Annotated in this window: 24 protein-coding genes; 10 read left to right on the top strand and 14 right to left on the bottom strand. The window is 45.7% G+C overall.

The window, feature by feature from the left end:
* Positions 1-85: 85 nt before the first annotated feature.
* The gene (gene groL / locus DN92_RS09265) at positions 86-1735 is read right to left on the bottom strand and encodes a chaperonin GroEL (RefSeq protein ID WP_173960964.1); all 1650 of its coding nucleotides are present in this window, start codon (positions 1733-1735) and stop codon (positions 86-88) included.
* A 26-nt stretch (positions 1736-1761) separates the two neighbouring features.
* Positions 1762-2052: a co-chaperone GroES gene (locus tag DN92_RS09270; protein ID WP_015421939.1), complete on the bottom strand. Its 291-nt coding sequence runs from the start codon at positions 2050-2052 to the stop codon at positions 1762-1764.
* A 316-nt stretch (positions 2053-2368) separates the two neighbouring features.
* Here DN92_RS09270 and DN92_RS09275 point away from each other — a divergent pair, with 316 nt between their 5' ends.
* Genes DN92_RS09275 through dacB form a run of 4 tightly spaced genes read left to right on the top strand, consistent with a single transcriptional unit; the run spans position 2369 to position 7854 of the window.
* Complete coding sequence (locus tag DN92_RS09275; RefSeq protein WP_173960965.1) at positions 2369-3196, top strand: diguanylate phosphodiesterase; 828 nt, start codon at positions 2369-2371, stop codon at positions 3194-3196.
* Entirely contained in the window at positions 3196-3819 is a 624-nt protein-coding gene (locus DN92_RS09280; RefSeq protein WP_173960966.1) for a response regulator transcription factor, read from the top strand. Before DN92_RS09275 ends, DN92_RS09280 begins: the two co-directional genes overlap by 1 nt.
* Before the next feature lie 7 nt (positions 3820-3826).
* Positions 3827-6253: a response regulator gene (locus DN92_RS09285; RefSeq protein WP_173960967.1), complete on the top strand. Its 2427-nt coding sequence runs from the start codon at positions 3827-3829 to the stop codon at positions 6251-6253.
* A gap of 47 nt (positions 6254-6300) precedes the next feature.
* Positions 6301-7854 carry a D-alanyl-D-alanine carboxypeptidase/D-alanyl-D-alanine endopeptidase gene (gene dacB, locus DN92_RS09290; protein WP_173960968.1) on the top strand — a complete coding sequence of 518 codons (1554 nt, stop codon included), beginning with the start codon at positions 6301-6303 and terminating at the stop codon, positions 7852-7854.
* On the opposite strand, the gene DN92_RS09295 is transcribed toward dacB, so the two are convergent.
* From DN92_RS09295 to DN92_RS09325, 7 genes are all read right to left on the bottom strand, one after another.
* On the bottom strand, positions 7800-8894 hold the full coding sequence (locus tag DN92_RS09295) for an L-threonylcarbamoyladenylate synthase (RefSeq protein ID WP_173960969.1): 1095 nt from the start codon (positions 8892-8894) through the stop codon (positions 7800-7802). The two genes, dacB and DN92_RS09295, sit on opposite strands and share 55 nt — an antisense overlap.
* A 2-nt stretch (positions 8895-8896) precedes the next feature.
* Positions 8897-10081 carry a 5-(carboxyamino)imidazole ribonucleotide synthase gene (locus tag DN92_RS09300; protein ID WP_173960970.1) on the bottom strand — a complete coding sequence of 395 codons (1185 nt, stop codon included), beginning with the start codon at positions 10079-10081 and terminating at the stop codon, positions 8897-8899.
* Position 10082: 1 nt separating this feature from the next.
* Positions 10083-10580 carry a 5-(carboxyamino)imidazole ribonucleotide mutase gene (gene purE, locus DN92_RS09305; protein ID WP_173960971.1) on the bottom strand — a complete coding sequence of 166 codons (498 nt, stop codon included), beginning with the start codon at positions 10578-10580 and terminating at the stop codon, positions 10083-10085.
* Between the two features lie 80 nt (positions 10581-10660).
* The gene (locus DN92_RS09310) at positions 10661-11557 is read right to left on the bottom strand and encodes a phosphoribosylaminoimidazolesuccinocarboxamide synthase (protein WP_173960972.1); all 897 of its coding nucleotides are present in this window, start codon (positions 11555-11557) and stop codon (positions 10661-10663) included.
* 7 nt (positions 11558-11564) lie between these two features.
* Positions 11565-12629, bottom strand: coding sequence for a class II fructose-bisphosphate aldolase (gene fba / locus DN92_RS09315; protein WP_173960973.1), 1065 nt, complete (start codon positions 12627-12629; stop codon positions 11565-11567).
* Between the two features lie 61 nt (positions 12630-12690).
* Positions 12691-14127: a pyruvate kinase gene (pyk, locus tag DN92_RS09320; protein WP_173960974.1), complete on the bottom strand. Its 1437-nt coding sequence runs from the start codon at positions 14125-14127 to the stop codon at positions 12691-12693.
* Between the two features lies 1 nt (position 14128).
* The gene (locus DN92_RS09325) at positions 14129-15340 is read right to left on the bottom strand and encodes a phosphoglycerate kinase (protein WP_173960975.1); all 1212 of its coding nucleotides are present in this window, start codon (positions 15338-15340) and stop codon (positions 14129-14131) included.
* A 214-nt stretch (positions 15341-15554) separates the two neighbouring features.
* Between DN92_RS09325 and DN92_RS09330 the strand changes: the two genes are divergently transcribed.
* Genes DN92_RS09330 through DN92_RS09350 form a run of 5 tightly spaced genes read left to right on the top strand, consistent with a single transcriptional unit; the run spans position 15555 to position 18870 of the window.
* A complete protein-coding gene (locus DN92_RS09330) occupies positions 15555-16478 on the top strand; it encodes a branched-chain amino acid transaminase (protein WP_173960976.1) in 924 nt (307 codons plus the stop codon).
* A 14-nt stretch (positions 16479-16492) separates the two neighbouring features.
* Positions 16493-16681 carry a zinc-finger domain-containing protein gene (locus DN92_RS09335; protein ID WP_173960977.1) on the top strand — a complete coding sequence of 63 codons (189 nt, stop codon included), beginning with the start codon at positions 16493-16495 and terminating at the stop codon, positions 16679-16681.
* Positions 16682-16725: 44 nt separating this feature from the next.
* The gene (waaF, locus tag DN92_RS09340; protein WP_173960978.1) at positions 16726-17763 is read left to right on the top strand and encodes a lipopolysaccharide heptosyltransferase II; all 1038 of its coding nucleotides are present in this window, start codon (positions 16726-16728) and stop codon (positions 17761-17763) included.
* Positions 17764-17792: 29 nt separating this feature from the next.
* On the top strand, positions 17793-18227 hold the full coding sequence (locus DN92_RS09345) for a YybH family protein (RefSeq protein WP_173960979.1): 435 nt from the start codon (positions 17793-17795) through the stop codon (positions 18225-18227).
* A 28-nt stretch (positions 18228-18255) separates the two neighbouring features.
* Positions 18256-18870 (top strand): DUF2946 family protein, encoded by a 615-nt coding sequence (locus tag DN92_RS09350; RefSeq protein ID WP_173960980.1) that lies wholly within the window; start codon positions 18256-18258, stop codon positions 18868-18870.
* Here DN92_RS09350 and DN92_RS09355 read toward each other — a convergent pair whose 3' ends face one another.
* Positions 18871-20589, bottom strand: a complete 1719-nt coding sequence (locus tag DN92_RS09355; protein ID WP_173960981.1) for a M48 family metalloprotease — start codon at positions 20587-20589, stop codon at positions 18871-18873.
* A gap of 23 nt (positions 20590-20612) precedes the next feature.
* Between DN92_RS09355 and moaC the strand changes: the two genes are divergently transcribed.
* Positions 20613-21089 carry a cyclic pyranopterin monophosphate synthase MoaC gene (gene moaC, locus DN92_RS09360; RefSeq protein ID WP_173960982.1) on the top strand — a complete coding sequence of 159 codons (477 nt, stop codon included), beginning with the start codon at positions 20613-20615 and terminating at the stop codon, positions 21087-21089.
* A gap of 82 nt (positions 21090-21171) precedes the next feature.
* On the opposite strand, the gene DN92_RS09365 is transcribed toward moaC, so the two are convergent.
* From DN92_RS09365 to sucC, 4 genes are all read right to left on the bottom strand, one after another.
* Entirely contained in the window at positions 21172-21669 is a 498-nt protein-coding gene (locus tag DN92_RS09365) for a pilin (protein ID WP_173960983.1), read from the bottom strand.
* 125 nt (positions 21670-21794) lie between these two features.
* Positions 21795-22493 carry a TerC family protein gene (locus DN92_RS09370; protein ID WP_173960984.1) on the bottom strand — a complete coding sequence of 233 codons (699 nt, stop codon included), beginning with the start codon at positions 22491-22493 and terminating at the stop codon, positions 21795-21797.
* Positions 22494-22576: 83 nt separating this feature from the next.
* Positions 22577-23470 carry a succinate--CoA ligase subunit alpha gene (gene sucD / locus DN92_RS09375; RefSeq protein ID WP_173960985.1) on the bottom strand — a complete coding sequence of 298 codons (894 nt, stop codon included), beginning with the start codon at positions 23468-23470 and terminating at the stop codon, positions 22577-22579.
* Between the two features lie 14 nt (positions 23471-23484).
* A complete protein-coding gene (sucC, locus tag DN92_RS09380; protein WP_173960986.1) occupies positions 23485-24654 on the bottom strand; it encodes an ADP-forming succinate--CoA ligase subunit beta in 1170 nt (389 codons plus the stop codon).
* Between the last annotated feature and the right edge of the window lie 117 nt (positions 24655-24771).

The following is a 24771-nucleotide window of genomic DNA, read 5'->3' on the forward strand; positions in this document are numbered from 1 at the left end:
TAGAGGAACAATAAAAAAAACGCCTGATCTTTTGAACCAGGCGTCTTAGTTTCTACAGCCAGATGGCTGGGGAAATGTATGGCAATTACATCATGCCGCCCATACCGCCCATTCCGCCCATACCGCCCATATCAGGCATACCACCAGCGGAATCATCCTTTGGGGCTTCGCAAATTGCGCAATCGGTTGTTAACAATAAGGCCGCTACGGAAGCTGCATTAACCAATGCAGTTTTAGTTACCTTAGTTGGATCGATTACACCTTGAGCTACGAGGTCACCATATTCACCAGTTGCAGCGTTGTAACCGTTATTGCCTTTGCTAGCCAATACCGCATTGACAACTACACTGGCTTCATCACCTGCGTTTGAAACGATGATGCGAATTGGCTCTTCCATTGCGCGCAACACGATACTGATACCAGCGTCTTGATCAGGATTATCACCCTTCAAGCCCTTGATACCCTGCATCGCACGTAACAAAGCTACGCCACCGCCAGGAACAATGCCTTCTTCAACCGCTGCACGAGTTGCATGCAATGCATCATCAACGCGGTCCTTCTTTTCTTTCATTTCAACTTCAGTAGCAGCACCAACACGAATCACTGCAACACCGCCTGCCAACTTGGCAACGCGCTCTTGCAATTTTTCTTTATCGTAGTCGCTAGTTGCTTCTTCGATCTGAACACGAATGTTCTTCACGCGCGCTTCAATTGCTTTGGCATCACCAGCACCGTCAATAATGATGGTGTTTTCTTTGCCGATTTCAATACGCTTTGCTTGACCTAAATGCTCAAGCGTAGTTTTCTCGAGTGTGAGGCCAATTTCTTCAGCGATCACTGTACCGCCAGTCAAAATCGCAATGTCTTCCAACATCGCTTTACGACGATCGCCAAAACCTGGAGCCTTAACAGCACAAGTCTTGATGATGCCGCGAATATTATTGACAACCAATGTTGCCAAGGCTTCGCCTTCAACATCTTCCGCAATAATCAACAATGGACGGCCGGATTTCGCTACCTGCTCGAGCACTGGGAGCAAATCACGAATGTTGCTTACTTTCTTGTCAAACAAGAGAACGAATGGAGTTTCCAAGATCGCAACTTGCTTTTCTGGCTGATTGATGAAGTATGGAGAGAGGTAACCGCGGTCAAACTGCATACCTTCAACAACTTCAAGCTCATCTTCCAATGACTTGCCATCTTCAACAGTAATAACACCCTCTTTACCTACTTTTTCCATTGCTTCAGCGATACGCTGGCCAATGCTGTGGTCGCTGTTCGCTGAGATTGAGCCTACTTGAGCGATTTCTTTAGTAGTTGTGCAAGGCTTACTAATTTTCTTGAGCTCTTCGATTGCAGCTGAAACAGCTTTGTCGATTCCACGCTTCAAGTCCATTGGGTTATGACCTGACACAACATACTTCATGCCTTCGCGAACGATAGACTGAGCCAATACAGTAGCGGTAGTTGTGCCGTCACCAGCGATGTCATTAGTTTTGGAAGCAACTTCCTTGACCATCTGAGCACCCATGTTCTGGAGCTTGTCTTTGAGTTCGATCTCTTTTGCTACGGATACGCCATCCTTAGTGATGGTTGGGCCGCCAAATGAACGCTCGATAACTACATTACGGCCCTTTGGGCCTAAAGTTGTTTTTACTGCGTTCGCTAAAATATTTACGCCTTCTACCATCTTGGTACGGGCGTTATCTCCAAATACGACGTCTTTTGCTGCCATGATTGAGTTCCTTTCTTAGGTACCGGTTACTTCTGTACAACAGCCATGATGTCTTCTTCGCGCATTACGAGAAGCTCGTCGCTGCCGACCTTAACTGTTTGACCAGCATATTTGCCGAACAACACGCGATCGCCAACTTTGACGTCTGGTGCATTCAACTTACCGCTGTCATCACGCTTGCCTGGGCCAACTGCCAATACTTCACCTTGATCTGGCTTTTCAGCAGCAGCATCCGGAATGATGATTCCTGAAGCAGTTTTTGATTCTTGATCTAAACGTTTAATGATTACGCGATCATGTAAAGGACGCAAATTCATTCCTTCTCCTATGTTAGTAAGTGTTAACTAATTAAAAAACTAATATAAATCAATATGTTGCAATCTCTTAACACCAAGATATCGGACTTTTAGCCTAACAAGCCCAATTTAGCACTCGTGTATGTAGAGTGCTGATTATATAGGTCTAAAACCAGGGATTTCAAGAGCAAAATGTCTTAAATTTCAAATGGACTTCTTATATTTTCTATAATAGACACAGGCAAGTAGGTCGATTCCTACATATAAATAAGCCTTAAGCCCTTACCGCTCCAATCTGTCCTGCCTAGACTGGCTATTCAATGATTGGAGAATGCTGATGAGCCCGAAATCCCGGCTGTACACGCTTGTAAAGGCCTGGAAGAACAAACCCTTCCAAGAAGTGCGCGATGCCTGCGGCCAGCCTTGGCTTGGTCTAAGCGGCGAAGCGCTTGAAGAACACCAATCCTGGTCCCAACGACAAACGATTAGCAACGAACCCATCTTTAATGCACAAGGAACGAAACTGACGAGCTCTTTATTTAGACCATTACTGACCGCTACCGATACCCAACTCCTCAGATTTTTTATGGAGGGTTTAGACACAATCACGTATTGGTACCGAAGCGGTCGCTTTATTCCAGGCATCTTACCCATTCCTGCGCGGCATCTGGCATCAAGTGACTTTATAGATGCATTGAGTGACCTCATTCTGAATTTACGACTCCCAGTTGGTCTTGTTACTTTAGGGGTACACAAGCTCGATGATGAAGATTCGATAGATTCCTGCGTTGATGGTCTACTTCGCTTGCGTCGACTTGGCGCCTTAATCCATCTTCTCGATTTTGCTGGGACCAATACGCAAATCCGCTGGATTGAGAAATTAGAGCCCGAAGGAATGCATATCGAGATGGGGCAATTCCGAGTCGATGGTTTACCGGGCGAAATAGTTTCTCTTGGCCAGCAATTTCAGGCAGAAATTTATGCCGGCAACATTACTCTGGTCCAAGATTTAGAAAACGCTAGCGCATTAGGGACAAATCACATCTATGGCGGGCTCGTCATGCCGCCAGTGAGTCGCCATCAAATGCTTCACATAAGCGATAGCCGAATCGCTAAAGCCATTTTTTCGCTGCACCCTCATAAAAACCAAAACGGAGACAAGTAATGAGAAAACGCGTGATGTTGGTAGATGACCATCCAGCGATGCTGATGGCATTGAAAAGTATGCTGCAGGACCAGTTGCTTTTTGAAATAGTAGGACAAGCACAAAACGGCGAGGAGTGTCTACGCTCCATCAAAGAAGTGAATCCCAGTATGGTGATTTTAGATTTAGATATGCCCAAGACGGATGGGTTTGATGTCATCCGCCGTATTGGCTTAATGCATCCAGAGGTTCGCATTCTGGTGCTTTCTAGCTTAGATGAGGCGGTCTATGGTGGCAGAGTCCGCTCCTTAGGCGCTCATGGCTTTGTCAATAAGACTGCTGGTGCTGATGTCATCCTGGCTGCATGTGTTGCTATCACACAGGGGTACACGTTTTTCACTCATGGGAAAAATGGCAATACCTCGTTGAGTGACAACGACAAACTCGCCCTAATTTCTGATCGCGAATTACAAGTGATGAAGTATCTTGGTAAAGGCAATACCAATCAGCAGATATCGGACCTACTTCACATTAGCAATAAGACCGTAGCAACCTATAAGACCAGAGTCTTTGACAAACTGGGTATTAACAATATTGCTGATTTGATCTTGTTCTGCCGCATGAACAATATTATCGAAAGCTAACACTAGTATGCATCGATTCATATTAAAAAATGTCCTGTCCATTTACTGCATTGCTTCAGGCCTAGCTTATGCTGGCCCGTTTAATGCTACAGAACAATTATGGATCGATGCTCATCCCGTAGTGCGATTTAGTATTCATGAAAAGTATGCTCCCTATTTAGCGCAATCAACTCAATCACAGGAGGCAGGGATATTCAGACTCCTGCTATCTAAAATTGAAAAATGTACTCGGCAACAATTTGTACCGGTGTGGAGAAAAACAGATTCGGAGGGTCTAAAACAACTGCGTAAAGGTGAGGTAGATTTCATCATCGATCCACCGGAGATAAATGATCGCATCCTACAATTTAGCTCCCTCTCTGAAGCAATCTTTTGGGGGCAGGATGCTATTGTCACTAATAGATCCAGCAACCTTGACTTACCCAAGCTCAAAATTGGGTACTTCGATCGAGGCTTTGAAAAAGCGCCTGCTAACAGCTATCGCAATCACCAAGAGAGCCATGCTCCCAAGAGCCTAATTCAATCTCTGATAAAGAATGATATCGAGGCGCTGGTCATGCCTATTCGCTTAGCCCGGCAACTGATGCAAGAATCTCCAAATTCTGATCTGAAAATAGATGGCCTGTACAGCCGTAATCCGTTTGCTTATCACTGGCTTATCTCAGATCAAAATGCACCTTTGCATGAAGTGCTGACCCACTTTTTAGGCGACCTAGATCCCATTACTTCACGCAAACTGTTTGCATTTGATGAGATGCAATCCCCGACGAACGGAGCAATGCTACCCTGGCTCAGCACTATTTTCATCTTCATGATTGGCGGAGTCTTGTTTTGCCAGCTCCAAAGAAAGTATCACTATCAAAAACAAGCTGCCATCGAATTACAACGCTCAAAAGATTTAGCTGATAAGGCTAATGCCGCAAAGTCTGCTTTTCTGGCAACCATGAGTCATGAAATTCGCACCCCAATGAATGCCATCCTTGGGGTACAAGAACTTCTACTGGGTAGTGCGCAATTTCCTAAAAAAGATAAATCACTTTTAAAGAGTGCTCAAGCCTCTGCCGAATCTCTTTTAGGCATGTTGAACCAGGTATTGGATATTTCTAAAATTGAGGCGGGTAAGCTCATCCTCAATCCAGAGCCCTGTAATCCCCATCAATTAGTAATGGATATTCATGCTGCATTCTCAATCGTAGCTAAAAAACAAAATTTGTCACTCCATACTTCGATTGATCCGAGGATCGCCGAAGTTTTAATGATTGACTCATTACGTCTACGTCAAGTTTTACAAAATTTGTTAAGTAACGCCGTTAAATTCACCACCCAAGGCGAGATTTACCTCTCGATCATTGTTCTTGCTGATGATCATGCAGGGCAACTTCTTGAGTTTAGAGTAATTGATACTGGAGTGGGTATGGGAAGCGAGCAAATTGAACTAGCCCTTCAAGCATTTGAGCAGTTACCCAAATCATCAGAGTCCTCTATTTGTGACCAAACGAGAGGGACAGGCCTGGGACTTACCATCACTAACCATTTAGTAAATTCGATGAACAGCCACCTCTACTTTGAAAGTGCTCTGGGCTTTGGTAGCAACGTTCATTTTGCGGTAGCCTTTCCTAGAACCACCATAGCTGCCTCGCAGGTAACTTTTTTTGACTCTCTGACTCCATCCACAAGCAAGTTAATCTCTAAAAGAACTGGGGAGCAGAATCGCATTCTGAGTGCGCTAATAGTTGAGGATCATCCAGCAAGTCGCCAAATTTTATCGCTGCAATTAAAGGCGCTTGGAATTAATACCCGTGTCTGTGAAAATGCTACTGTGGCACTAGAATGCATAAGAGAACATCATTTTGATCTCATGCTGACAGATCAGTCTATGCCTAGTATGCAAGGCTCTGACTTAGCCAAACAAATCCGCTCCTCTGGCAATCGCGACTTAATCATTATTGGCGTGACGGCAGATATATACGCCCTAGATTCTCGTAATCAATTTTTGTCATCCGGCATGAATAGCGTACTCATTAAGCCACTCAGCATAGGTGCACTTGAGAATGAGCTAATGCGCTATTTCGAATCCAGCCAAAATCTTGCCAATACTGATGAGGCTTATTCTTTTGATATCTTCTCAAATCTCATCCAAGACGATCCCCATCAAATTATTGTGATTTTGGAAGAAATTGAAAAGGTTCATTTGGAAATTTTGAGTGAAATAAGCTCTATTACCAATATGAACCTCATTGATGAAGCTCACTTTCAGAGCTTTGTTCATAAGGTCAAAGGTGGGGCTCAATTACTAAAAGCCTCTGCGTTTATCAAAGCTTGCAACAATTTGTCGGATAGCGGACCCCTACAGGAACGAATTGAAGTATTCATCAAAATCCTAGAAGAGCAGAACCAGATTATCGAGACTTATAAAAATCAATATCGGCAGTAAAGTGCCAATTCTTGGATAAGTGAACGTCAAGGTTTATTCTATGGGAAATGCGTACCTCGACATTTCCTTTGTTTTTAAAATTACTGATAGCCGTATCTGGCGGTCTGCTTATTGCTGTACAAGCCCACTCTAGTAATGTAGTAAACCCAGAATCACTACAGTACATCCCCAAAACTGTTGCTGCCAGCCTAGAAAAAAACCAAATTCCTAGAGATGCAATTAGTATTTCTGTTGTAGAGATTGAATCAGGTCGCCCCGGAAAGATAACAGCCAAAACAGAATTAGACTGGCGTTCTCAGCAGGCTATGAACCCTGCTTCAACTATGAAGCTGATTACGACACTTGCTGGTCTGGATATCTTAGGACCTCAATATCGCTGGCGAACCAACATCTATACAGATGGCTTTATTCGTCAAGCTACCCTCAAGGGTAATCTGTATTTACAGGGTACGGGTGATCCAAAGCTCATTCCTGAGGAGTTAGCCAAAATGATGAGGGCCCTGCAAAGCCTGGGCATTCAAAAAATTGATGGGGATTTAATTTTTGATCGCAGTGCATACGCTCCTAGTGTGATGGAGCACAACACCATCGATGGTGAATCTTTGCGAGCCTACAATGTTCCGCCGGACCCGCTCCTGTATGCCTTTAGAACGCTCTCATTCCAGATAGGGAAATCTCGTACGGCAGACTTCATTGACATTAGCTATACGCCACCACTTTCACAATTCAGAGTAATCAACCAAATGCAGCTAGTTGATCAGTCCTGTGATAACTGGAAAAGTAATATTCGTTTTAATCTAGACCCTGAAGTAGATGGATCAAGTAACAACCAACTCCTAAATGCACAGTTCTCTGGTAGTTTTCCTAGTGCTTGCAAGGGGGTGAGCTATAACGTTGTTGCCTTGGATGCCAATACTTTCTTGACTCAGGGATTTTCTGCAGCCTGGGAATTAGCCGGCGGCACTTGGGTCAAAGCACCTCGCGGAAAGTCGGGAACCGTCCCTCTAGCAGCGCGGCTTTTATTGCAATTTGAAGGCATCCCCCTTGCAGATGACGTACAGGACATCAATAAATATTCTAATAATGTAATGGCGAGGCAGTTGATGCTGACTCTGGCTTTGCAGAAGATGGGGAAACCAGCAACGACTGAGAATGGTGAGCTTGTCATTCAAAGCTGGCTGAAAGATTTAGGTTTGCAATTTTCAGGGCTCGTGATTGAAAATGGTTCCGGCCTATCTCGCAACGAGGCCATCTCCGCAGCACATCTAAATCAATTGTTAGTATCGGCCCGCAACCTATCTGTAGCTGATACTTTTTACAATAGCTTACCGATTGCAGGTACAGACGGCACGATGAAAAATCGCCTGATGGCGCATTTACGAAAATTTTTACACCTCAAAAAAAAGCCGGAGGCCCGAATTAAAACTGGCTCCCTAGCGGATGTCAGAGCAATCTCAGGCTATGTGATGAGTAAATCTGGAAAGATGTATGCCGTTACCTCCTTTATTAACCACCCTAATGCTTGGAGAGGCTTAGATGCGCATGATCAACTATTGGCGTGGCTACTCGATGACGGACCAGAACCAAAACAGGCACGCTGAAGTCGGTCTCTAACGCCATCCCACTCCTCACCGGCTGGCGGCTCCGGAAATAGAATCAGATCCCAGCCCTGTTGATCTAAGTCACGCAAAGTGCGATATAGGCGACTTGCAAACACAGTGCTTTCACTAGGAACAATCACTTCCTCAAAATGGACGGAAGGATGACCATCCTCACTCAATGAAGAGTCAGAATCCCATACTGCTACTGCTACTTGCGACTTCATGTCCGGAAACTCGCTCAGCGCATCTAAAACTCGTCCTGATGCATACATTCTTAATGGAGTCGTTGGAGCATAATGCGCGCGCAAACTTCCAGATACTCTTGGCAAAACAGCATCCTGCTCATTGATATCACCTTCGCCGGGCAAATAAACTTTGATAGCCGTCTTAAGTAAAATCTCATTCGGGGTAATCAGACCGGGTCGCAATAAGACTGCACGATCACCAGATGATAAATCGATGATGGTTGACTCAATACCTACCTCACAATCACCACCATCTAGAATCATCAGATCTAATAGGTCCTCAAACTCGTCACGAACATCAGCCGCGCTCGTTGGAGATACTTTTCCAAATCGGTTGGCCGAAGGAGCAACCACTCCACCTTTAAATTTACGGAGTAATTCTTGTGCAATTGGGTGGGCTGGCGCCCGAATGGCTACAGTATCTTGACCGCCTGTCAACTCAGTTAAAACCCGTTTATCTTTTTTAAAGACCAAGGTGAGTGGGCCCGGCCAAAAAGTATTGATAAGCTTTAGTGCATCTTCTGATAAATCCCTCACCCAAGGCGCTAGCACTGGCATCCAATCTACTTTGGCTTGGTCAAACTGATCCGGGGCTGCCAAGTGAACAATCAGCGGGTGACTGGACGGTCTACCTTTGGCAGTAAAAATGTGTTTTATTGCCTCAGGGTTATTCGCATCTGCCCCTAAGCCATATACCGTCTCAGTTGGAAAGGCGACTAACCCACCATCCCGCAAGGTTTGTACTGCTTCATTCATCACTACAGAGGATTGCAGTGAGCTACTATCGCTGGACATTTCTAGGGCTCAATCCCTAATTCAAGGGCAACGGCTGCACAATTTTGACGGGCTTGATTCAGTGACTCGCCTACACAATTAATATGCCCCATCTTGCGACCCATCCGCGGATCAGATTTACCATATAAATGCAGCTTCGCATCTGGATGAGAAAGTACCTTGTTCCATGCAGGCTCTCTTGCCTGATCTTCGCTACCCTCGTACCACAGGTCTCCCAGTAGATTCAGCATGGAGACGGGTGCTAGCAGACGAGTATCGCCTAAAGGTAAGCGCGCCATGCTTCGCACCTGTTGCTCAAACTGACTACTCACACAGGCATCCATCGTGTAGTGGCCTGAGTTGTGTGGACGTGGTGCAATTTCATTCGCCACAATATCGCCACTCTTAAGTACAAAAAACTCAACGCACAAAACACCAACGTAATCAATTTTCCGAATCAATGCTTTGGCGGCATCAATAATTTTTTTCTCTTGAGCGGGCTTAAGTGAAGGTGCCGGTACAGTAGAGGTATGCAAGATACCGTCGCGATGGATATTTTGAGATACAGGATAAGCCACAACTGCATCATCATAGCCGCGTACTACCAAAGCAGATACTTCAAAATCTAAATCCATGCGCTTTTCAAGAACGCAAGGTACCTTACCGAATTCAGCCCAAGCAGCGACTAGATTGGCAGAGTCATAAACAGTGATTTGACCTTTGCCGTCATAACCCATGCGTGCAGTTTTCAAAATACCAGGAAAAAGATTTGCGGGAACATGCTCAATATCGGCATCATGCTCAACTACACAGTAGGGTGCTGGACCAATATTGGTTTCCGCTTTCCAGGTAGCTAAGAACTTTTTCTCAGCGACCCGGTTTTGAGCTAAAGATACGCAGCTGCTTCGGGGTGCTACAAAGACACCCAAAGACTCCAACTCATCTAAAGCTTGAGCAGGGACATTTTCAAATTCAGTACTGACCGCTTTGCATAATGCTGCCATCTCTTGAAGTGCAGCAGAGTCAGTGTAATCAGCCTGAATAAACTTCTCAGCGATTGAGCCGGCTGGGCTATCCGAACCAGGATCAAGAACGCAAACCTTGTACCCCATTGCTTGAGCAGCCTGCGTAAACATCCGCCCCAATTGACCGCCACCTAATATTCCTAAATACGAGCCCGGTAAGATGGGCTCCAAAAAATCTGCCATCTTATGAATATCCCGGCAATTTCATTGAGCGAGCAGTATCAGACTGCTTCGCACGAAATTCTTCTAACTGCTTTGCTAAGGTAGGATCATTGACAGCTAAATTGGCAATCACGTGGAGCGCTGCATTTGCTGCACCGGCTTCACCAATGGCAAATGTCGCCACCGGAATACCTTTAGGCATCTGCACAATGGAATAAAGAGAGTCTTCGCCACGCAGATACTTACTGGCAACGGGAACGCCGTAAATGGGAACGATCGTTTTAGAGGCAAGCATGCCGGGTAAATGGGCAGCACCACCAGCACCAGCAATAATGGCCCTTAGCCCGTTTTTAGCCGCATTCTCAGCATAGTGAAACATATCGTCAGGCATACGATGAGCGGAAACTACTTTAGCCTCATGAGCAATACCAAATTGCTCCAGCATTTGAGCAGCATGTTGCATGGTGTCCCAATCCGAATTGGAGCCCATCACTATTCCGACTATTGGCTTATTACTCATTGACCTCTCCAAATGCCCTAATCTACATCGTTAATCTGTCTAAGCCCTTATTATCCCAGCCTTTTAAGGCTTCAAGGAAATTAGGCCTTAGTTAAGCGAGTCAAGGCTTCGCGGTACTTTTCCGCGGTTTTATCAATCACATCAGCTGGTAAAGCAGGTGCTGGGGCTGTTTTTGACCAAGGCTTGCCATCTAGCATCGCTGTTTCAAGCCAATCTCGGACAAACTGCTTGTCATAGGAAGGTGGATTGGAGCCCACATAATAGGTTTCAGCAGGCCAAAAGCGGGAAGAGTCGGCGGTAAGGATTTCATCCATGAGCACCAGCTGTCCGGCGTCATCTAAGCCAAACTCAAACTTGGTGTCCGCAATAATGATTCCGCGAGTCGCAGCATAGTCAGAAGCTTCTTTGTACAAACGAATACTGACATCACGAATTTGATTGGCTAAATTCTCTCCAATCATCTCAACCACTTGGTCAAAAGAGATGTTCTCATCATGCTCACCCATTTCTGCTTTTGCAGCAGGAGTGAAGATTGGCTCAGGTAACTTTTGGGCATTTTCTAAGTCTACTGGCAATGCAATACCGCAAACCTTGCCAGTCTCTTTGTAATCCTTCCAACCACTGCCAGCTAGATATCCGCGCACCACCGCCTCAACCATGATTGGCTTGAGTCTTTTGGCCACTACCGCACGGCCTTTAACTTGATCAACCTCATCAACAGACACTACACCTTCTGGATCAATACCAGTCAAATGATTGGGAATCACATTGGCTAACTTATCAAACCAAAAGTTGGCCATTTGATTGAGCACAATACCCTTTTCAGGAATCGGCTGACCCATCACTACGTCAAAGGCAGATAAGCGATCCGTAGTGATCATTAGCAATTTATCTTCTCCAAGCGCATAAACATCGCGCACCTTTCCTTTAGAAAGCAAAGGTAGGGACTTGATAGAGGTAGCGTACAAAGCTGGCATATTTATCTCAATTCACGATCTGGGCTAATTTGCCGCTCTTGTATAGCTCGGCCATCTTCTCCAAAGGAATCGGCTTAATTTTGGATGCTTGACCTGAGCTGCCAAAGGCATTGAAGCGTGCAATGCAGACCTTCTTGGCAGCCTCACGTGCAGGCTTGAGGTAGTCACGGGGATCAAACTTGCTTGGATTCTCGAACATATAACGACGGATAGCACCGGTCATTGCAAGGCGGATATCGGTATCGATATTAATCTTGCGCACGCCGTTCTTAATGCCCTCTTGAATTTCTTCAACAGGCACACCATAGGTTTCCTTCATATCCCCACCAAACTCACGAATCTCTGCAAGCAGCTCTTGCGGGACACTAGATGAACCGTGCATTACTAAATGGGTATTCGGAATGCGAGTATGAATTTCCTTAATACGCTCTATTGCCAAGATATCGCCTGTCGGTTTCTTAGTAAATTTATAAGCGCCATGACTTGTACCAATTGCGATTGCGAGGGCATCGCACTGAGTCGCTTTTACAAAATCAGCTGCTTGCTCAACATCAGTCAATAACTGCTCACGTGTCATCTTGCCATCAGCACCATGACCATCTTCTTTATCGCCTTGCATCGTCTCTAGTGAACCGAGAACCCCCAACTCAGCCTCAACAGTAACCCCAATAGAATGGGAGAACTTCACCACTTCTCTAGATACATCGACGTTATATTCATAACTGGCAACTGATTTGCCATCAGCCTCCAAAGAGCCATCCATCATCACACTAGTAAAACCACTCTTTATCGCTGCCATACACACTGCTGGGCTTTGACCATGATCTTGATGCATCACAACTGGAATATGTGGATATGCCTCAACTGCTGCAGAAATCAAGTGGCGTAAGAAGGATTCGCCAGCATATTTACGCGCACCAGCAGAAGCTTGCATGATTACTGGAGAATCCGCTTCATGTGCAGCCTCCATAATCGCCGTAACTTGCTCTAAATTGTTAACGTTAAACGCTGGTAAGCCGTAGCCATTTTCAGCAGCGTGATCCAAGAGTTGTCGTAAAGATACTAAAGCCATAATGGTCTCTTAATAAAAATGTTAATAATAAATAATTGGAATAATCACTTTTAAAAGTGAACTACTTCACCTGAATAATCTTGAGTGAATTTGTGCCACCAGGCTCACCCATAGGCTCACCTGAAGTCAGAACAACAACATCACCCTTCTTCACTGCGCCCAAATTCTTTAAGCACTCTTCAACCTCTTGCAAGGCAGTATCACGATGCTTTGTGTAATCTAATCCAATTGGGAAAACATTGCGATAGGTGCTCAAAGCACGCTGGGTTGCAATCTTTGAAGTTAAGGCAAAAATAGGGACGTGGATGTTATGGCGACTCATCCACACTGCTGTAGAACCGGAATCAGTCAACGCTGCAATGGCATTAGCATTCAGGTGGTGCGCTGTAAATAGGGCACCCAATGCAATAGTTTGATCAATACGTGTGAATATTTGATCTAGAAAATCGGTATCGAGTTTTACGGGGTCTGATTTCTCTGCCTCAACACAAATTTCAGCCATCGCTTTAATCGTTTGCACTGGATACATACCTGCAGCGGATTCTGCAGAGAGCATAACCGCATCCGTGCCATCCAATACTGCATTAGCCACATCGCTGACTTCGGCACGAGTTGGTACTGGCGCATTAATCATCGACTCCATCATTTGCGTTGCAGTAATGGTGAATTTATCTGCCTCAAGCGCCAACTTAATCATGCGTTTTTGTAAAGCTGGGACGGCGGCATTGCCGACCTCAATAGCTAAATCTCCACGCGCGACCATGATCCCGTCGCTTTCCTCAATAATACTGTTAAGCGCATCAGGCTCAATAGCTTCAGCACGCTCCACTTTAGCAATCGTGCGGACCTTTCCAACACCATACTTTGTACTAGCAGCATCTGCCAACTTACGGGCATAAGCCATGTCTGCGCCGTCTTTGGGAAAACTAATCGCCAGAAAATCAACGCCCATCGCAATTGCTGCATCCAAGTCGGAAATATCTTTTTCAGTCAAAGCTGGAGCTGTCAGACCGCCACCTGCACGATTAATACCTTTGTTATTCGATAGCGGGCCTCCTTGCTCTACCAAGGTAAAGATCTCCCCGCCTTTAACAATTTCAACACGAAGTACTACTAAGCCATCATTTAATAAGAGGCGATCGCCTGGCTTTACATCCTGTGGCAATTCTTTGTAATCCAAACCTACGCGATCTTGATTGCCGAGCTCGCATGCTACATCCAGAATAAATTGTGAACCTTCTTTTAAAAGAATTTTGCTATCAATAAATTTACCAACACGAATTTTTGGACCTTGGAGATCGGCCATAATGCCAACCTCTTTACCTACTTCGGCAGAGATGCTGCGAACTAAGTCGTGACGTGCTTTATGGTCTGCGACAGTGCCATGAGAAAAGTTCATTCTCACAACATCCACACCGGCACGAATCATCTCGCGCAATACTTCAGGCTTTTCTGATGCCGGCCCCAAAGTGGCGATGATCTTGGTTGCTCTCAACATATTATTCTTTCGCTCTTTCAACCAGCACTGCAAAGGCTGGCAGGGTTTTGCCTTCTAAAAATTCTAAGAAAGCGCCTCCACCAGTAGAGATGTAATCCACTTGATTCTCAATGCCATACTTCGCAATCGCCGCCAAGGTATCGCCACCACCAGCGATAGAAAACGCTGGGGAATGTGCAATGGCTGCTGCTAGCATCTTGGTGCCACCACCAAACTGATCAATCTCAAATACACCTAATGGACCATTCCATACGATCGTGCCGGCGTGAGCCAACATAGTAGATAAACGCGCAGCAGTTTTGGGACCAATATCCAAGATCATGTCATCTTCAGCTACTTGATCTGCAGCAACTCGGTTCGCGCGTGCTAAGGGAGAGAGTTCGTTTGCCACAACAACATCTTCTGGAATAGGAACATGCGCACCGCGCTTCTCCATAATCTCCATAATTTCTCGAGCTTCGTCGACTAAGTCTGGCTCAGCCAATGATTTGCCAATCGGTAAGCCCTTAGCTAGCATGAAGGTATTGGCAATGCCACCGCCAACAATCAACTCATCGACCTTATCCGCCAAAGCCTTCAAAATTGTGAGCTTAGAGGATACCTTTGAGCCTGCCACAATCGCTATTAAAGGACGCTTAGGGCTCGCGAGAGCACGACTCAAAGCATCTAACTCAGCAGCCATCAGCGGCCCTGCACAAGCAATCGGAGCATATTTGGCAACGCCATGAGTAGTCGCTTCGGCACGATGAGCTGTACCAAACGCATCGTTGACATACACATCGCAAAGAGCGGCAATCTTTTTGGCTAGGTCATCGCTATTTTTTTTCTCACCTACATTGAGACGGCAGTTCTCGAGCAATACCAATTCGCCTGGATTGACCTCAAACCCGCCATCGACCCAATCACTAATTAAAGGTACTTTTCGATTTAAGATGCTGGCAATCCGATCGGCTACAGGCGCCAAACTATCTTCTGGTTTGAATTCACCCTCGGTTGGGCGACCCAAGTGGGATGTCACCATGACGGCCGCACCAGCCTCTAAACACATCTGCACTGCCGGCATCGACGCCTTAATGCGCGTATCTTCTGTAATGTTGCCCAAATCGTCCTGGGGAACATTGAGGTCGGCACGGATGAGAACCCGTTTTCCCTTAAGAAGACCTGCTGCCGCCAGTTCGCTGAGGCGTTTTACTTTGAAGAGTGATTCCGACATGAGAATAGGTAAATTGAGTGGGTTTATAGGGAATGCTCCATTCTAAATCGTCTAGGCCTCCCGCCCCGAAGGAATTGGGCTGCCCCATTCCGCTCCCTGCTCTACAATAAAGACCAAGATGCTTTCCTAGGTCTGGGAGCTGAAACTCCCGTCTAGCACCCAGTTTTACCGATTTGAATCACCCAATTGATTAAATATTTAAAAGGTAGAGAAAATGTCGATGTCCGACCGCGATGGCTTTATTTGGTCCGATGGGAAGCTCGTTCCCTGGCGTGAGGCCAATATTCATGTGCTAACCCACAGTCTCCATTATGGAATGGGCGTTTTTGAAGGTATTCGTGCCTACAAAACCCCCCAAGGTACTGCCATTTTCCGCCTGCCTGAGCACGTTAAACGCCTGTTTAACGGCACCAAGATTTTCCAGATGAACATGCCCTATAGCCCAGAGCAAATTTTCAACGGCATCATCGAGGTTGTTAATAGCAACCAGTTAGAAGCTTGCTATATCCGCCCTATCATCTTTATTGGGTCCGAAAAGCTCGGTATTTCCCCTAAAGGCAATACCATCCACACTGCCATCGCCGCTTGGGAGTGGGGTGCGTACTTGGGTGAAGATGGCATCAACAAGGGTATCCGCGTTAAAACTTCCTCATTTACCCGTCACTTTGTAAACTCCTCGCTAGTTCGAGCCAAGGCATCGGGTTACTACATTAACTCTATTCTGGCTAACCAAGAAGTCACTGCTAATGGCTACGATGAAGCGCTGCTATTAGATACAGAGGGTTATGTATCGGAAGGTTCCGGTGAAAATATTTTCATTGTTAATAACGGGATTATTTACACCCCAGACCTTGCTTCCTGTTTGGACGGCATTACCCGTAACTCCATTATTCAAATCGTTAAAGATCTTGGCTATGAATTGCGTGAGAAACGCATTACTCGTGATGAAGTGTATTCAGCAGATGAAGCCTTCTTTACTGGTACTGCGGCTGAAGTAACACCAATTCGTGAGTTGGATGATCGCACTATTGGTGATGGCAAGCGTGGCCCAATTACCGAGAAAATTCAAAAGACCTACTTTGATGCGGTCTACGGCAGAAATGATCAGTACAAGTCCTGGCTAACCTACGTCAAGTAATAGGAAATTAGAGAATGAGTGAAGCTCAAGTGGTGATGGTTGATGGCAAAGATTTACCTTTGCATTGCCCAACCAATAAAACTCCTAACTGGAATTCACATCCACGCGTATTTCTCGATGTTGCCAAAACAGGTGAAGCAAAGTGTCCTTACTGTGGCACTGAGTACAAACTCATTCCTGGTACTGAGCCACACGGACACTAACCCATCAGCACCCCATGCATGGGGTGCTGTATCGGGATAGCTCTATGAACCGTATTCTGATCATCGCTCCCAATTGGATAGGTGATGCCGTCATGTCCCAGCCGCTGCTGGCGACCCTCAAAGCCCATTACCCACATTGTCAGATTGATGTCTTAGCCAGCTTGTGGGTTGCGCCCATCTACAGAGCCTGCATAGAAGTGCACCAAGTGATTGAAGCCCAACTGGAACACAAGCAATTGCAATGGGGCTTACGCAAGCAGCTAGCAAAGCAGCTAGAAAAGAATCAGTATGATGCCTGCTATGTTTTACCCAATAGTTTGAAGTCTGCCCTCATTCCCTGGCTTGCTAATATCCCCCTACGTATTGGTTATCGCGGAGAGATGCGCTTTGGACTCATTAACATTGCCTTGGATAACCCCAGAAAAATCAATCGTCCGCCTATGGCGAATCATTACTTGGCACTTTGCAATGCTTTGGTTCATTCGCAAGAGATAAATGTCAACGAGCCAGTAAAGCCCACGCTCAATATTTCATCTACAGCCAAAGAATCTGTCAGCGCTCAGTTGCTAGTAGCCGGAATCGATAAAAGATTCATCTATGTGCTTTGTCCGGGTGCCGAGTATGGAGTGACAAAGCGCTGGCCTGCCGAGTACTTTGCAACTCTCGCAAAACAACTCATCAGTCATGAGCCAAATGCACAGATCATTCTCCTGGGAGGCAAAGGAGATCATGTTTTAGCTAGCAGCATTCAATCTCAAGCAGACCACCTTCCGCAAATTCATAATTGGTGCGGAAGCACCTCTTTAGATGAAGCCATTGCGCTGATTGGTATGAGCAAGGTCTTGGTCAGCAATGATTCAGGTTTAATGCATGTTGGCGCAGCATTAGAGGTTCCACAGGTGGCGATTTTTGGCTCAAGCGATCCACATCACACGCCACCACTATCGAATAAGGCAAAAGTCCTTTGGCTAAACTTACCTTGTAGCCCCTGCCATAAGAGAGAATGCCCACTGGGCCATCTCAAATGTTTAAAAGATATCACGCCAGCAACTGTATTGAGTACTATTCAAACACTTCATTAATCCTGTAGCAAACCACCAGAAAGTAAGCCATGTCTAAACTTGCCAGACTCTTTCATAATGCAGATGAGGTAGTGGAAGCATGGCGAGATGCCCTTAAGCATCGAGACGTCAAAGGCGCTTTAGCAATCTGGCTAGATGATGACTCTATTACCTGCGTTCTTCCAGAGGGTCAACGCCTCAGTGGTCATGCTGAAATTCGGGCGGGCCTAGAGCGTCTCTTAGAAAAGCAAGCGCTATTTCTAGAGCCCATTGCCTGCATCACGCACTCTGTTTTAGGGGCTGCAGTCTATGACACCACGGAAGCAGTTCATCTAAAACCTGATCAAATTGAAGCAGCATTCTTTCTGAACATCACCTTAGTTCTACTGCAAGATAGTCAAGGCTGGCGGATTGCACATCTCCATGCCAGTCATTCCAGCGACGATACTTTTGATGCCCCATCCACTCCACACGGCCTACATTAAATAAACTTGGTGAAAAGATTACTGCCTCATGGATGAGCAAGTACTACGGTCACTGACTAAGTGGCCCAATGTCCCCAATTGCTTTGGATGGCTAGCTTTAGACCGACGCGGCCAATGGCGTATGCGTGATGAGTATGCCCAAGAAAATCAACTTCCTGGTAATGCCATTCAACATGTAGCCTTAAATGAATTCATTTCCAGAAATTATGCTCACGATACGTTGGGAAGATATTTTTTTCAGAATGGTCCCCAAAGAGTGTTTATCGCACTGGATGCTAGCCCGTGGATTACAAGAATCATTCCTAGTGAAAGCGGTACTCAGCTACTTACTCAATGCGGCACAGAAATACAGCCGGAGGGCGCCCTAAGTGACGAGAAAGGCAACATTTATATTTATGGAATGCTTTTGCAATCAATAGCCGACCCCATAGATGAGAAAGTATTTCATCAAACAGAAATACTTTCTGTAGCATTACTTCATGATCATGATTTAGATCTATTTGCGGATCAGTCTAAAGTACAAGAAGATGCCTGTAGTTTTAGAGGGTTATGGCATTGGGATAATGAACGCCTACCTATTGAACCGATTCACTCCGCAGAATTGAGCCAACGCTTTCAATTCATCAAAGCACCTATTAGTTAATTAGCCGGGCATACTCTTACCCTGCTCTTTTAACTCCTCTTGGTATTGCTTTTGCATTTCTCGAAGGCGCGCATCAATACTCGAGGCTTGATAAAAGTCTGCACTACCTGAGGATCTGGCTATTTTGAGTTGCTCAATTGCTGAAGGCCAGGCACCTTCAAGAGCATACTTTTCACCTAGAGCGTAATGGCGCATCGGCACATTTTTTGCTTGATCATACGCATTAGAAAGCATCGCCCACCATACCACCTCATTCGGCTGAACTCTGGTACGGGCTTTTAGCCACGTGATTGCATCATTAGTTCGACCTAGCTTTAGATACGCATTCATCATCGCTGCTCCAGCAGCATAGGACTGCGGATACGCCCTCAAAGTTGTCTGAGCAATTTGGAGTGCCTCTTCATTTTTTCCTTTAGCTAAAGCCAGCTCAGAGGAAGTAATATCCAAGGAAAGACTCTGTCTCTGAATAGGCGATCCTGGGGCGCTGGCACTATTGGCTAAATTACGCGCTTGCTGCAAATAAGCTGCGGCCTGATCAAACTTACCTTGTTTTTGAGCAACGAGTGCAAGCCCATAAATACCCTCCATTTGCTTTCCAGGAGTTGATTGCTTACTTAAACCTTCAAAGGTATTTTTTAAATCGTACATCTGACTAGAGCTACCGGATTGCTCCATACGAGCCCGAGCTTTTATGAAATAAAACTCTACTGCCGTCGGGACATTTCTACTGCCAACATTGCGAGCACGGTCTTGCATATCTGCAATACGATCAGTAGTTAATGGGTGAGTGCGAACATAGGAGGGCACTCCACTATCCATAATCCCGGTGGCTTTTTGCAGGCGCTGGAAAAATCCTGGCGCTCCATTGACGTCATAACCACTAGCAGCCAGTATCTGAAAACCAATCCGGTCTGCCTCGCGCTCTGCATCCCTCGAATAAGAGAGCTGATTATTAATAGCAACTGCTTGACCACCTTGCATGAGACCCGAAGCTGCACCAGGATTACGTGAGGCAGCCAAGGCACCTAATAAGATTCCAGCCAAAGCAATCATCGTATTGGTAGTCTGCTTATCCATTTGGCGGGCGAGATGACGCTGTAATACATGCCCTATCTCATGCCCCATGACCGAAGCGACTTCTGAGTCCGATTCAGCGCTGACCAACAATCCCGTATGAAAACCAATAAATCCACCAGGCAGTGCAAACGCGTTAATACTGCCATCTTTCACAGCAAACACTTCAAAGTTATAAGCGCCACTACCTTGTTCATTAGCGCCGCCTAATTGCAACCGTTTCGCAGCCTCTAACAAACGTCGCTTCATTTGATTGAGATAATCATAGATTGGCAGATCATTAGAATAATCAGGATCAGGACGAATCTGACGCATGATCATCTCACCATATTTTTTTTCATCCAAGCGACTGAGGCTATCACCACCAGGATCACCCATGTCAGGCAATACAAAAGTTGGTTGCACCAGGGGAGCATTACGAGATGGTAAATTCGTGGAGCGGGCATCTGGTGACTGAACTGCTCTGCCCAAGTTTTGCAAAGCTGCGGATTCGCCCTGTACCGAGACATCCCCTGATACGCTTGAAGAAGCGGGACCAGCAGCATAAACAAAGCCGGTGCTAGGCAAGGCTAAAGCCAAAATAAGCTGGCACGCCAAAATTCGCTTAAATAACGATGATTTTTGTGGTGTTTTTATAGCCTGCATCTCTATATGGTAAAACTTATCTTATGAATAAACTAACTCATTTTGATGCTAGTGGCCAAGCCCACATGGTTAATGTTGGAGATAAGCCCAATACCCACCGAATTGCCATTGCTACAGGCAAAATTACCATGCTCCCCGAGACTTTCGGCATGATTGAGGCGGGTACCCACAAAAAAGGGGATGTTTTGGGCATTGCCAGAATCGCCGGCATTCAGGCTTCCAAGAAAACATCAGATCTCATCCCGCTTTGTCACCCGCTAGCCTTAACGCACGTCAGCCTAGAGTTTTCACTCAACAAAGACACCAGTAGCATTACTTGCCAAGTGAAAGCTGAGACCACCGGCCCTACAGGCGTAGAAATGGAGGCCCTCACCGCCGTTCAAGTTGCGCTACTCACCATCTATGACATGGCGAAAGCTGTTGATAGGGGCATGGTGATGGGTGATGTTCACCTTCTGGAAAAGAGTGGTGGGAAGTCTGGTGAATGGAAGTCCGATTAATTAGAAACTCCAAAATAAAAGCAGCTAAGCCACCCCGATGAATTGAGGCAGCTTAGTTGCTTATGTAATGCCGTTAACTATTCTATTTAGTAAAACGGCACTCTGAAGGTAAGAGCTGAGGTAACAAGTTTGTTTCAGCAGAACGGCAAGACCACCCACCTGCCCAGGTCGAACCCTCCGGCTTAGATAAATTAATTGCTTTCGGGGCATTAGCATCCGGATCATTCGTTGGAATGAGGTGCAATGTATTTTTATTATCTGGGGCTACGTTACTCTGAAAGTCGATGGCTATAGCGCCTGATGGTGTGATTTCAATTAACTTCACACTGCGAGTGGGTACGAAAGTAAATGAACCATGAGTTGCCTCATCCATTGCTACAGTACCCCTACTAGCAAAGGCCTCCGTTACTGCCAGCTTTGCACTGGAAGACAGGTTCATGCCCTCTACGATGCGACTACGGGCGATATAGTCTTGATATTGAGGAACTGCAACGGCAACTAAGATGCCAATGATGGCGACCACCACCATAACCTCAATCAAGGTAAATCCAGACTCTTGCTGTTGATCTTGTAAAGACATATTCACTAGCTCCTGAGGGTTGAATCTCACATGATCCAGTCTATACCCAACAAACTCAAGATCTCCAAATATAAGAAAAGCCGGCTTTCAAGGCCGGCTTTTCTGATTAATGCGAAAGAAAATATTTACGCTTTTTTGCCGCTCCGCTTCACAATCTCGCCAAGGGCCATTACACCGATGGCACCTACAGCACCTGCTACTAGGCTGTATGCCTCGACTCCAGCGCCGAAGTATTTGATTACGCCAGGATCGGATAGCATCATGCCGCCAGCAATCCAACCAAGCAAACCGGCTCCAGCCGTCACGATAATTGGGAATCGATCAATCAGATACAGAACAATTCGGCTGCCACCAATAATGAGGGGTACAGAAACCAATAAACCGAAAACAATGTATCCCAACTGATGAGCTTGGTCATCAACCTGACCTGCGGCACCAGCAATTGCGAGAACGTTGTCCAGACTCATAACGATATCCGCAATGATGATGGTCTTAATAGCTGCAAATAACTTATCAGGTGCTTGAAGATCATGACCCTCTTCGCCACCAGTGTCCACCATCAACTTGTAACCAATCCACAGCAAGGCAAGAGCGCCAACAAACTTTAAGAACGGAATTTGCAGCAAAGTTACTGCGAAGGCAACCAGCACAACACGCAAAATGATTGCGCCGGCGGTTCCCCACAAAATTCCCTTACGACGTTGATTTGGGTGCAAATTACGGCAGGCTAAGGCGATCACAACCGCGTTATCACCGCCCAACAGAATATCGATCAAGATGATCTGCGCGATCACCGACCAATCCAGCATTGTAAAAAACTCCATGTCTTCCTCTTATATTTTTATGTTTTAACTTCTTAGCACCACAAAAAAGGATGCTTTTTCGGCACCCTTTTCCTAATTCGTAATTACAACATGGCTTTCAGTAATGCTGCCATTTCTGATGGATTTTTTGTTACTTTAAAGCCACATTCTTCCATCACTGCAAGCTTAGCATCAGCAGTGTCAGCACCACCAGAAATCAATGCACCAGCATGGCCCATACGTTTTCCAGGGGGCGCTGTCACACCGGCAATAAAGCCAACTACGGGCTTTTTCATATTAGCCTTGCACCAGCGAGCTGCTTCAGCCTCGTCCGGCCCACCAATTTCACCGATCATGATGACGGCATCCGTATCAGGGTCTTCATTGAACATTCTCATGATGTCAATGTGCTTGAGTCCATTGATTGGATCACCACCAATACCTACTGCAGTAGATTGGCCCAAACCAATAGCCGTTAATTGACCAACCGCCTCATAAGTCAAGGTGCCGGAACGGCTAACCACACCAATACGACCTTTTTTATGAATATGCCCAGGCATGATGCCAATCTTGATTTCATCTGGAGTGATGATTCCAGGGCAATTAGGCCCCAGCAGTAAAGTCTTCTTACCGCCAGCAGCTTCTTTTGCCATCATTTTATTACGCACTTCCAACATATCCTTAACTGGAATGCCTTCAGTAATACAAATAACAAAATCGAGATCCGCTTCAACGGCTTCCCAAATAGCAGCTGCAGCGCCAGGAGGCGGAACATAAATAACGGAAGTAGTAGCGCCAGTTTGTTGAGCGGCTTCTTTTACTGTTCCATAAATAGGAATATTAAAAATAGACTCGCCGGCTTTTTTAGGATTTACACCAGCAACAAAACAATTCTTACCATTGGCATAGTCCTGGCACTTTTCAGTGTGAAATTGGCCAGTCTTACCAGTAATACCTTGCGTAATTACTTTAGTATTTTTATTTACCAAAATAGACATATTGATTTCCTTGATTATTTGTTTTTCGCAACAGCAGCCACTACCTTGGTAGCAGCTTCAGCCATTGAATCGGCGCTAATGATTGGCAAACCAGAGTCTGCAAGAATCTTCTTACCTAATTCCTCATTGGTACCCTTCATGCGCACAACCAAAGGTACAGTCAAGTTCACGGCTTTACATGCGGTTACCACGCCATCAGCGATCACATCGCAACGCATGATGCCGCCAAAAATATTCACCAAAATCGCTTCAACACTCTTATTTTTGAGCATGATTTTGAATGCTTCAGTCACTTTCTCTGCTGTAGCACCACCGCCAACGTCCAGGAAGTTGGCTGGCTCACCGCCGAATAGCTTGATGGTGTCCATCGTTGCCATTGCCAAGCCTGCACCGTTCACTAAGCAGCCGATATTGCCATCGAGTGAAATGTAAGCCAAGTCGAACTTAGAAGCCTCGATCTCCGCTGCATCCTCTTCATCGATATCGCGGTAAGCAACGATTTCAGGATGGCGATACAAGGCATTTGGATCAAAATTAAATTTAGCATCAAGAGCTTTGATCTTGCCATTACCCTCAAGAATCAATGGATTAATTTCAACCAATGAAGCGTCAGTTTCCCAATAGGTTTTGTATAAGTTCTTAAACACATCACTTGCCATTGGAATGGAGGCATCGGGAACTCCAATACCTTTCGCAATAATCTGGCAATCAGCATCCGTCAATCCAACTAATGGATCAACAAATACCTTAATAATTTTTTCTGGATGAGATTCTGCAACCTCTTCAATGTCCATACCGCCTTCGCTGGAGGCCATGATCACATTTTTTTGTGTGCCACGGTCAGTAACGATGCTGAAGTAGTACTCTTTTTTGATATCGGCGCCATCTTCAACCAAGAGGCGATTCACTTTTTGACCTTCTGGACCGGTTTGGTGCGTCTTCAATTGCATGCCTAAAATTTCAGAAGCGTACTTTTTTACTTCGTCCATGCTGCGCGCTAATTTCACGCCGCCGCCTTTACCACGACCACCCGCATGAATTTGCGCCTTAACAACCCACACAGGGCCGCCTAATTGTTCAGCAGCTTTGATTGCCTCATCCACACTAAATGCAGGAATGCCATTTGGAACAGGCACATTAAATTGGCGAAGTAGTTCTTTGCCTTGGTACTCGTGAATTTTCATTATTACTCCCGAAACAGTATCTTTTTTAGCAAGCGATGAGGATTAGTAAAGCCGATTACACCTTTAGCGCCAACTTATTTAAGGACTAACTGTTAAAAGTTAAATTAAATAAATGGG

The organism is Polynucleobacter arcticus (assembly GCF_013307205.1).
GTDB classification, from domain to species: Bacteria; Pseudomonadota; Gammaproteobacteria; order Burkholderiales; family Burkholderiaceae; genus Polynucleobacter; species Polynucleobacter arcticus.

What these genes read in the sequence shown, in the direction of transcription:
- DN92_RS09350 (WP_173960980.1), top strand. Translation starts at nt 18,256, where the DNA reads ATGGATGAGCAAGTACTACGGTCACTGACTAAGTGGCCCAATGTCCCC.
- DN92_RS09270 (WP_015421939.1), bottom strand. Translation starts at nt 2,052, where the DNA reads ATGAATTTGCGTCCTTTACATGATCGCGTAATCATTAAACGTTTAGAT.
- DN92_RS09280 (WP_173960966.1), top strand. Translation starts at nt 3,196, where the DNA reads ATGAGAAAACGCGTGATGTTGGTAGATGACCATCCAGCGATGCTGATG.
- DN92_RS09335 (WP_173960977.1), top strand. Translation starts at nt 16,493, where the DNA reads ATGAGTGAAGCTCAAGTGGTGATGGTTGATGGCAAAGATTTACCTTTG.
- DN92_RS09370 (WP_173960984.1), bottom strand. Translation starts at nt 22,493, where the DNA reads ATGGAGTTTTTTACAATGCTGGATTGGTCGGTGATCGCGCAGATCATC.
- DN92_RS09355 (WP_173960981.1), bottom strand. Translation starts at nt 20,589, where the DNA reads ATGCAGGCTATAAAAACACCACAAAAATCATCGTTATTTAAGCGAATT.
- DN92_RS09295 (WP_173960969.1), bottom strand. Translation starts at nt 8,894, where the DNA reads ATGTCCAGCGATAGTAGCTCACTGCAATCCTCTGTAGTGATGAATGAA.
- waaF (WP_173960978.1), top strand. Translation starts at nt 16,726, where the DNA reads ATGAACCGTATTCTGATCATCGCTCCCAATTGGATAGGTGATGCCGTC.
- moaC (WP_173960982.1), top strand. Translation starts at nt 20,613, where the DNA reads ATGAATAAACTAACTCATTTTGATGCTAGTGGCCAAGCCCACATGGTT.
- DN92_RS09300 (WP_173960970.1), bottom strand. Translation starts at nt 10,081, where the DNA reads ATGGCAGATTTTTTGGAGCCCATCTTACCGGGCTCGTATTTAGGAATA.
- sucC (WP_173960986.1), bottom strand. Translation starts at nt 24,654, where the DNA reads ATGAAAATTCACGAGTACCAAGGCAAAGAACTACTTCGCCAATTTAAT.
- DN92_RS09310 (WP_173960972.1), bottom strand. Translation starts at nt 11,557, where the DNA reads ATGCCAGCTTTGTACGCTACCTCTATCAAGTCCCTACCTTTGCTTTCT.
- DN92_RS09285 (WP_173960967.1), top strand. Translation starts at nt 3,827, where the DNA reads ATGCATCGATTCATATTAAAAAATGTCCTGTCCATTTACTGCATTGCT.
- purE (WP_173960971.1), bottom strand. Translation starts at nt 10,580, where the DNA reads ATGAGTAATAAGCCAATAGTCGGAATAGTGATGGGCTCCAATTCGGAT.
- fba (WP_173960973.1), bottom strand. Translation starts at nt 12,629, where the DNA reads ATGGCTTTAGTATCTTTACGACAACTCTTGGATCACGCTGCTGAAAAT.
- pyk (WP_173960974.1), bottom strand. Translation starts at nt 14,127, where the DNA reads ATGTTGAGAGCAACCAAGATCATCGCCACTTTGGGGCCGGCATCAGAA.
- DN92_RS09325 (WP_173960975.1), bottom strand. Translation starts at nt 15,340, where the DNA reads ATGTCGGAATCACTCTTCAAAGTAAAACGCCTCAGCGAACTGGCGGCA.
- DN92_RS09365 (WP_173960983.1), bottom strand. Translation starts at nt 21,669, where the DNA reads ATGTCTTTACAAGATCAACAGCAAGAGTCTGGATTTACCTTGATTGAG.
- sucD (WP_173960985.1), bottom strand. Translation starts at nt 23,470, where the DNA reads ATGTCTATTTTGGTAAATAAAAATACTAAAGTAATTACGCAAGGTATT.
- groL (WP_173960964.1), bottom strand. Translation starts at nt 1,735, where the DNA reads ATGGCAGCAAAAGACGTCGTATTTGGAGATAACGCCCGTACCAAGATG.
- DN92_RS09345 (WP_173960979.1), top strand. Translation starts at nt 17,793, where the DNA reads ATGTCTAAACTTGCCAGACTCTTTCATAATGCAGATGAGGTAGTGGAA.
- DN92_RS09330 (WP_173960976.1), top strand. Translation starts at nt 15,555, where the DNA reads ATGTCGATGTCCGACCGCGATGGCTTTATTTGGTCCGATGGGAAGCTC.
- dacB (WP_173960968.1), top strand. Translation starts at nt 6,301, where the DNA reads ATGCGTACCTCGACATTTCCTTTGTTTTTAAAATTACTGATAGCCGTA.
- DN92_RS09275 (WP_173960965.1), top strand. Translation starts at nt 2,369, where the DNA reads ATGAGCCCGAAATCCCGGCTGTACACGCTTGTAAAGGCCTGGAAGAAC.